The 8034-nt window shown below is 63.9% G+C and carries 6 protein-coding genes; all 6 read right to left on the bottom strand.

Translation table 11 applies throughout. The features are described 5' to 3' along the window. A partial coding sequence (locus MOV74_RS25140) for an ABC transporter ATP-binding protein (protein ID WP_246928799.1) occupies nucleotides 1-849 on the bottom strand: 849 nt, incomplete at its 3' end. Continuing rightward, nucleotides 849-1742 (bottom strand): ABC transporter permease, encoded by an 894-nt coding sequence (locus MOV74_RS25135; RefSeq protein ID WP_246928794.1) that lies wholly within the window; start codon nucleotides 1740-1742, stop codon nucleotides 849-851. The genes MOV74_RS25140 and MOV74_RS25135, both read right to left, overlap by 1 nt. Nucleotides 1743-1751: 9 nt before the next feature. Next, on the bottom strand, nucleotides 1752-2699 hold the full coding sequence (locus MOV74_RS25130) for an ABC transporter permease (RefSeq protein ID WP_246928785.1): 948 nt from the start codon (nucleotides 2697-2699) through the stop codon (nucleotides 1752-1754). A 99-nt stretch (nucleotides 2700-2798) separates the two neighbouring features. Beyond that, nucleotides 2799-4397: an ABC transporter substrate-binding protein gene (locus tag MOV74_RS25125; RefSeq protein WP_246928783.1), complete on the bottom strand. Its 1599-nt coding sequence runs from the start codon at nucleotides 4395-4397 to the stop codon at nucleotides 2799-2801. 403 nt (nucleotides 4398-4800) lie between these two features. Then, nucleotides 4801-6351, bottom strand: a complete 1551-nt coding sequence (locus tag MOV74_RS25120) for an AMP-binding protein (RefSeq protein ID WP_246928781.1) — start codon at nucleotides 6349-6351, stop codon at nucleotides 4801-4803. Nucleotides 6352-6369: 18 nt separating this feature from the next. Continuing rightward, a complete protein-coding gene (locus MOV74_RS25115; protein ID WP_246928779.1) occupies nucleotides 6370-7524 on the bottom strand; it encodes an iron-containing alcohol dehydrogenase in 1155 nt (384 codons plus the stop codon). Nucleotides 7525-8034 lie beyond the last annotated feature (510 nt).

The following is an 8034-nucleotide window of genomic DNA, read 5'->3' as shown; positions in this document are numbered from 1 at the left end:
GGTGCCGGGAATTTCGTTCAGCCGCGCCGGCGCGGGAACGCCCGAGGCGGGCACGGCCGGGATCGAGGCCATCAGCCCGCGCGTATAGGGGTGCTTTGGCGCGGCGAACAGCGCCTCGACGCTGGCTTCCTCGACCTTCCGCCCCGCGTACATCACGATCACGCGCTGCGCTGTTTGCGCGACGACGCCGAGATCATGCGTGATCAGCACGAGCCCGGTGCCGAGCTCCTTCTGCAGGTCGAGGATCAGCGCCAGGATCTGCGCCTGGATGGTGACGTCGAGCGCGGTGGTCGGCTCGTCCGCGATCAGCAGCGCCGGCCGGCAGGCCAGCGCCATGGCGATCATCGCGCGCTGGCGCATGCCGCCGGACAGCTGATGCGGATACTCCCGCGCACGCCGCGCCGGCTCGGGGATACGCACCAGGCGCAGCATCTCGACGGCGATATTCCGGGCCTCTTTGGCCGAGATGTTACGGTGCAGCCGCACGGCCTCGACGATCTGGTCGCCGATCCGCATCACCGGATTGAGCGATGTCATCGGCTCCTGGAAGATCATGGAGATGCGGTTGCCCCTGACAGCGCGCATCTCCGCCTCGTCCAGCGCCAGCAGATCGGTGCCTTCGAGCGTGACGGAGCCGCCGACGATGCGGCCGGGCGGATCCGGCACGAGTCGCATCAGCGAGAGCGCGGTGACGCTCTTGCCGCAGCCGGATTCGCCGACAATCGCCAGCGTCTCGCCGCGCTTCACGCTGAACGAGAGATCGTCCACCGCCTTGAACAGACCGGAATTGGTGAAGAACACCGTCTTCAGGTTCTTCACCTCGAGCACGAGATCGGATTTGTCCACCATCAGCCGCGTTGCCTCGGGTCCAGGATGTCGCGCAGGGCGTCACCGAACAGATTGGCGCCGAACACGGCGAGGCTGATGGCGATGCCCGGGAAGATCACGAGCCAGGGCGCGGTGCGCACATATTCGGCGGCGGACTCCGAGAGCATGCGGCCCCATGACGGATAAGGCTCGGGAATGCCGAGGCCGAGGAAGGACAGCGAGGCTTCGGTGAGGATGGTCGAGCCGAGCTGGGCGGTTGCGAGCACGATCAGCGGCGCCAGCGTGTTCGGCAGCACATGGCGGAGCGCGATGCGGACCTCGCTCATGCCGATCGACTTGGCGGCTTCAACGAAGGGCTGCTCGCGCAGCGCCAGGGTGTTGGCGCGGGTGACGCGCGACACGGTCGGGATCAACGGAATGGCGATGGCGATGATGACGTTCGGCAGGGACGGACCGAGAGCTGCCGTCATGATCAGGGCGAGGACCAGCAGCGGCAGCGCCTGAAGAACGTCGGAAACGCGCTGGAATATGAGATCGACCCAGCCGGACAGATAGCCTGATGTCAGCCCGACGATGACGCCGATGGTGCCGCCGAGCGCGGTCGAGCCGATGCCGACGGCCAGCGAAATGCGCGCGCCGTGGATGATGCGGCTGAACACGTCGCGGCCGAACGAGTCGGTCCCCATCCAGTGCGCCAGGCTCGGCCGGGCCAGCGCGCGCGCGGAATCGACCGTCAGCGGATCATAGCGCGCGATGAAGTCGGCAAAGATCGCGGTGAGCACGAACACCGTCATGATGGCGAGCCCGGCCGCGCCGAGCACGTGCCGCTGCGCCAAAAACAGCACGCGCCGCCAGCCGCCGGTCGCATGCGCGCCGGCCCGCCGTAGTTCGAGATCGTAGTCGATCGCGGCCAAGCTGGTCTCCTAGTCCGTGTACCTGATACGCGGGTCGAACACCGCGTACAGCATGTCGACGATGAAATTCGCGCTCACCACCACGACGGCGATCAGCATCACGAGATTCTGCACGATCGGATAGTCGCGCCAGCGGATCGCCTCGACCAGGAAGCGGGCGACGCCGGGGATGTTGAACACGGTTTCGGTGACGATCAGGCCGCCGATCAGGAACGCCGCCTCGATGCCGATCACGGTGATGACGGGCAGGATCGCGTTCTTCAGCGCGTGGTGATAGTTAACCGCGGTATCGGAGGCACCCTTGGCACGCGCCGTGCGGATGTAGTCCTGCCGCAGCACCTCCAGCATCGAGGACCGGGTGATGCGCATGGTCAGCGCCGCGCTGCGGAAACCGACGGCTGCGGCCGGCACGGCGTAGGTTGCGAACGCCTCGAGCCAGGTCTGCGGATTCGGATTGAAGATCGGCATCTGGCCGAACATCGCCACGGACGCGGTGAGGATCAGAAGGCCGAGCCAGAACGAGGGCAGCGACAAGCCGCTGAGGCTGACGACGCGCAAGAAGTAATCGAGCCGCGTGCCCTGCTTCACGGCGCTGATGACACCGAGGGGAATGCCGATCGAGGCCGAGAACAACAGCGCCAGGCCGGCGAGCCGCGCCGTGATCGGGATCCGCGGCAATATTTCCTGCAGCGCCGGCTTCTCGGAGACGTAGGAGTAGCCGAAGTCGCCGCGCAGAAAACCGCTGATCCAGTGCCAATATTGCACGATCAGCGGCTGGTCGATGCCGAGCTCCTTCTCCAGATTGGCCTTGTCGGCGGGATCGACATAGCCGGCGGCGGCGAACAGGATGTCGACGATATTGCCGGGCACGATACGCAGCAGGAGGAAGATGACGATCGAGATCCCGAACAGGGTCACGAGCATCAGGAACAGGCGTCGCACCAGATAGGCAAACATCCTTCGCCCTCCGCGAGCCGCTAGCGCATGATCCGGAAAAGTGCGTAGCGGTTTTCCGAGAAGATCATGCTCAAAACCAAAAGTCTTCAGCCACGCCGGCTACTTGTCGAGCCACACATCCTCGTAGCGAAAGCCGTTATAGGAGCTGTTCGACATGATCGTGATGCCCTTGACGTAGGGCTGCCAGCACGTGCCGGCCCGCGCATGGAAGATGATCGGACGGGCGACATCCTCCTGCAGCTTCTTGTCGATGTCCCATACCAGCGGCTTGCGCTTGCTGACGTCGGTCTCCTGCGACTGCACGTCGAACAGCTTCTCGATCTCCTTGTTGCAGTAATTGGTGTAGTTCCGTTCCGAGCCGCAAGAATAGTTTTCGTAGAAGGACTGGTCGGGATCGTCGACCGAATTGCCGGTCAGATTGAGCCCGAGCATGTAGTCCTTGCGCGCGACCTTCGGGAACCAGTTCGCGGTTTCCACGACGTCGAGCTCGCCGTCGATATAGATGCTCTTGAGCTGGTCGATCAGGATCACGGCGGGATCGCGATATTCCGCGATATTGCGCGTCGAGACCTTCACCGCGAGATGCTTGTCGGGACCGTAGCCCGCCTTCTGCATCAGCTTCTTCGCTTCCTCCCGGTTCGCATTCACGTTCCGGCCGTAGCCCGGAATGGTCTCGAGCTTGTCCTTGGGCATGCCCCAGATGCCTTGGGGCGGCGGCAGCATGGTGCCGCCGATATCGGCTTGGCCTTCGAACAGGATGTCGACGAAGGCCTTGCGGTCGAGGGCAAGTGCCACCGCCCGGCGAATATCGATATTGTCGAACGGCGCGGAACTCGAATTGACGATGATGTTGGTCGAAACGTTGGTCGGCTCGACGACGCAGGTCGCGTTTGGCGCCTGCGACTTGATATCCTTCAGGAGCGGAATCGTGATGTGCGTCGGGAAGGTCATGTCGAACTTGCCGGCGACGAAAGCGAGAATCGCGGTCGAGCGGTTCGGGATGATCGTGTACTCGATGCCGTCGAGATGGGGTAGGCCCTTCTTCCAATAGTCCGGATTGCGCGTCAGCTTGATCGATTCATTGGCCTTGAACTCGACGAACTTGAACGGTCCGGTCCCGATCGGATGGGTGCGCATGTCCGCCGGCGAGACGTGGCAGGGGTAGACCGGCGTATAGCCGGATGCGAGCATCGCCAGCAGCGAGGGCTGTGGCCGTTTCAGATCGAAGGAGACCTCAAAATCGCCGCTCGTCGTGATCTCGTTGACTTCGCTGTACCAGGCCTTGCGTGGATTCTGCCGCAGCTTCTGCTGCGATTTGCCCATCAGCAGATCGAAGCTGCACTTCACGTCGGCCGATGTGAACGGCTTGCCGTCGTGCCATTTGACGCCCTGGCGCAGCTTGAACGTCAGCTTCTTGTTGTCGCTGCTCCAGGACCAGCTTTCGGCGAGCTCGGGCCGGAGCGTATCGGGACTGTTCTGCGCGATATGCTGGTCATAGATGACGAGATTGTTGAAGACCCCCATGAACGGCACGTTGACCGAATATGTCGCGCCTTCGAGAATGGATGCGTTGGCCGGACTGTCGCGGTGATACATCCGCAAGGTTCCGCCCTGCTTGGCCTCGCCTGCGAGCGCGGCGGTTGAGGCCGTCAGCACAGATAGCGCCGCCATCGCGGCAAGCGCCCACACGCTCCGCATGCTCATCCTCCCTGGACATCGGCCTTTTGCGGCCTGTTTGAGCTGACGATAGCACGCAAGTTGGGGGTGGCAACCCGGTAAGGTCGCATGCCGCCTCGACAATTCGGATGATCCAAGGCCGCAGGGTTTTCATAGTCTCGCAATGTGGGAGTGCAGTGCGAAGAGATGCGAACTGAAGCGTCACGCTGCTTCTCCAGCGCTCCGCCGTCGTCCCGGCCAAGCAGAGCTCAGATCCGGAATCCATAACCACAGGGAGAAGCTTGGCGAAGACTCGGAGCTATGCGCTCGCTCCATAACCACTCCCCGTGGTTATGAATCCCGGGTTCGCGACTTCGTCGCGCCCCGGGACGACACCTTTTATCTGGTTACGTCTTGAGCATCTCACGCTCTAGCTCAGTGCCCCTCACACGATCCGTGACGCTTTGTTCCCCCAATACCGATCCCGCAGCAGCCGCTTGTACAGCTTCCCGGTCGGCAGCCGCGGCAATTCCTTCTCGAAATCGACCGAGCGCGGCACCTTCTGCCGCGACAGCGATTTTGCGCAGAACGCGATCAGCTCTTCGGCGAGCGCCTCGCCCGGCACCACACCCGGCATCGGCTGCACCACCGCCTTCACCTCTTCGCCGAGATCGGGATTGGGCACGCCGAACACTGCGGCATCGGCGACCTTCGGATGGGTGATCAGAAGATTTTCGCATTCCTGCGGATAGATGTTCACCCCGCCGGAGATGATCATGAAGGTCGCGCGGTCGGTCAGGTACAGGAAGCGGTCGGCGTCGACATAACCGACGTCGCCGACCGTGCTCATGCTGCCGTCGGCCGAACGCGCTTCCTTGGTCTTCTCAAGGTCGTTGAAATATTCGAACGGCGATCCCGTCTTGAACCAGACCTGACCCGGCGTTCCGGTCGGGCATGCCCGCATGTTCTCGTCGAGAATGTGGAGGTCGCCAAGCAGCACCTTGCCGACGGTGCCGCGATGGCTAAGCCATTCCTCGCTGTTGCAGGCGGTGAAGCCAAGGCCCTCCGTCGCGCCGTAATATTCGTGGATGATCGGCCCCCACCATTTGATCATGTCGTCCTTGACCAGGGCCGGGCAGGGCGCGGCGGCATGGATTGCGATCTCAAGCGAGGACAGATCGTAGCGGCTGCGCACTTCTTCCGGCAGCTTCAGCATGCGCGAGAACATCGTCGGCACCAGCTGGGTGTGGGTGATGCCCCAGTGCTGGACCAGCTCGAGATAGCGCTCCGGATCAAAGCTCTCCATGATGATGACGGTGCCGCCCATGCGGATCGTGAGGTTCACGGCAGCTTGCGGCGCGGAATGATAGAGCGGGGCCGGCGAGAGGTAGACCATGCCCTCACGGTAGTGCCAGAGCTTGGTCAGGAAATCGAATAGCGGCAGATTGTGCTTCGGCGGCTCCTCCGGCAGCGGCCGCAGGATGCCCTTCGGCCGTCCGGTGGTGCCCGATGAATAGAGCATGGCGGTGCCGAGCCATTCATCCGCGATCGGTGTCGTCGGCATATCCGCGGTCACGTCCGCAAGACCGACGATGCGATCGCTCTCGCCTGGGCCGTCGGCGACGATGCAGAGCTTGATATCGGGGCAGGCCTGGATCGCCTCGCGCGCGATGTCGAGTTTCGCCACCGACGTGACCAGAATCTGGGACTGGCTGTTGACGAGCAGATAGGCCAGCTCGCCCGGTGTCAGGAAGGAGTTGATGCAGGTGTAGTAGAGACCGGAGCGTTCGCCGGCGCCGCAGGCCTCAAGATAGCGCGAATTGTTCTCCATGAAGATCGAATAGTGGTCGAGCCGCCTCAAGCCGTGCTTGCGGAACAGATGGGCCAGCCGGTTGCTGCGCGCATCGAGCTCGCGATAGGTGACGGCCTCGCCCGTGGCCGCCATGATGAAGGCGGGCTGCAGCGGGCGTAGGCGGGCGTGCTGACCTGGGTACATCTATCCTCCGGCTTTGGATTATGCGGCGAGAAGCAGGATTTCGCGAACGTCGGCAGGGCTCTCGATCTTGCGCGGGTTGCGCGAAATCCAGTTCGTGCGCATCGCCTGTTCGGCGATTGCGTCGAAATGCTCGGGCGCCACACGCACGTCCGCGAGGCTGCGTGGCATGCCGAGCGAGCGGATGAAGGCATCGAGCACGTCGGCGGCGTTGTGGCCAGGGAAACCCATCGCGGCCGCGACGATCATCTGGCGCTCGGCATTGTCGCGCGCATTCCAGCGCATCACCGCCGGCAGCATGATGCAGGAGGTGTAGCCGTGCGGCACGTCGAAGGCCGCGCCCAGCACATAGCCGATGCCGTGGCTTGCGCCCATCGGCACGCCGGCGGCGAGCGCGCCCATCGACAGCCAGGTCCCGATCTGCGCGTCCATCCGCGCGTCGAGATCGGACGGATCGGCTTTCACCCGCGGCAGCGCGTCGGCGAGCATGGCGAGGCCCTTCACCGCTTGCGCATCGGCATAAGGATGCGCCTCGCGCGAGCAGATCGCTTCGACGCAATGGTCGACGGCGCGGATGCCGGTGGATAGGAACAGCCATTCCGGCGTGTGCACGGTGATGGCGGGATCGAGGATGGTCGCGCGCGGCACCGCGAGCGGATGCCGCAGCATCTGCTTCACATGCGTGGCTCGGTCGGTGACGCCGGCGATCGCGCTGAACTCCCCGCCGGCGATCGTGGTCGGAACGCTGATCTGCCGCACCGTCGGCGCGGTCATCTCGGGCGCGACGCCCTTGTGGACGCGGATGCGATCGATGCCGTCGATATCGGTGATGCCGTTGGCGAGGCAAAGCTGCACCGCCTTGGCGCCGTCGGTGATCGAGCCGCCGCCCACGGTGACGATCAGGTCGGCACTGGCTTCGCGTGCCGCATGGGTGGCGACGATCACCGCCTCGCGCGGCGTATGCGCGGGCATGGCGTCGAACAGGCCGGCGCAGCGGGAGCCCAAAGCCTGCTTGATCTTCTCGATTTCGTCGGTCTGCCGGCTGAGCGTGCCCGAAACCATCAGGAAGGCACGATTTGATCCCAGCCGGTCCATCTGCGCGACGATGGCGCCGGCCGCCGGATGGCCGAACACGACCTCCTCGATCGCGCCAAAAACGACACGTCCCTGGTGCACGCCCGTCCTCCCGGACAATTCGTCTTTTTTGTAGGGGTAACCTAGCCGAGCCGCCGGCCTCCGTCATGTGTGAAGGCGCTGGGGGCTCTCCCACCCTCCCCTGGAGGGCCCTTCAGGGGAGGGTAAGAAAGAACGCTCGCGCCACGACCGCCCCCAATTCATGAACCCCGCGAATTACGCCATTCGCAATTCGCCCGCTAATCACACCTCCCCGCGCAGCCGGCTGTTGGACTGTCAACCCGCCATCCGGCCGGGGCGACCTTCCGAGCAATGCGCGCACCGCGGTCTTGAAGAGTTCATCTTTGCCACCCATCTTGTGGCGCCCGCAGGTAGAGGCGTACCCTGCCTTTTCTGCGGCTTTTAGGCGAGGACCTGGGATGAGCGGACCGGACGGAAGCGAGCAGTTTGTCAAAAAGCACGATTTCGTTCTGGCCCGACTGGGCGCAATCGGCGCGCTTGTCGGCGCATTCGCGCTCACCGGTTGCGGCCAGCCAGCCTCGCAGGCAGCCG

The sequence above is a fragment of the Bradyrhizobium sp. SHOUNA76 genome, assembly GCF_023006445.1.
Taxonomy (GTDB): Bacteria; Pseudomonadota; Alphaproteobacteria; order Rhizobiales; family Xanthobacteraceae; genus Bradyrhizobium.
The sequence above is the reverse complement of the archived record's forward strand: the minus strand, read 5'-3'. Positions and strand labels throughout refer to the sequence as shown.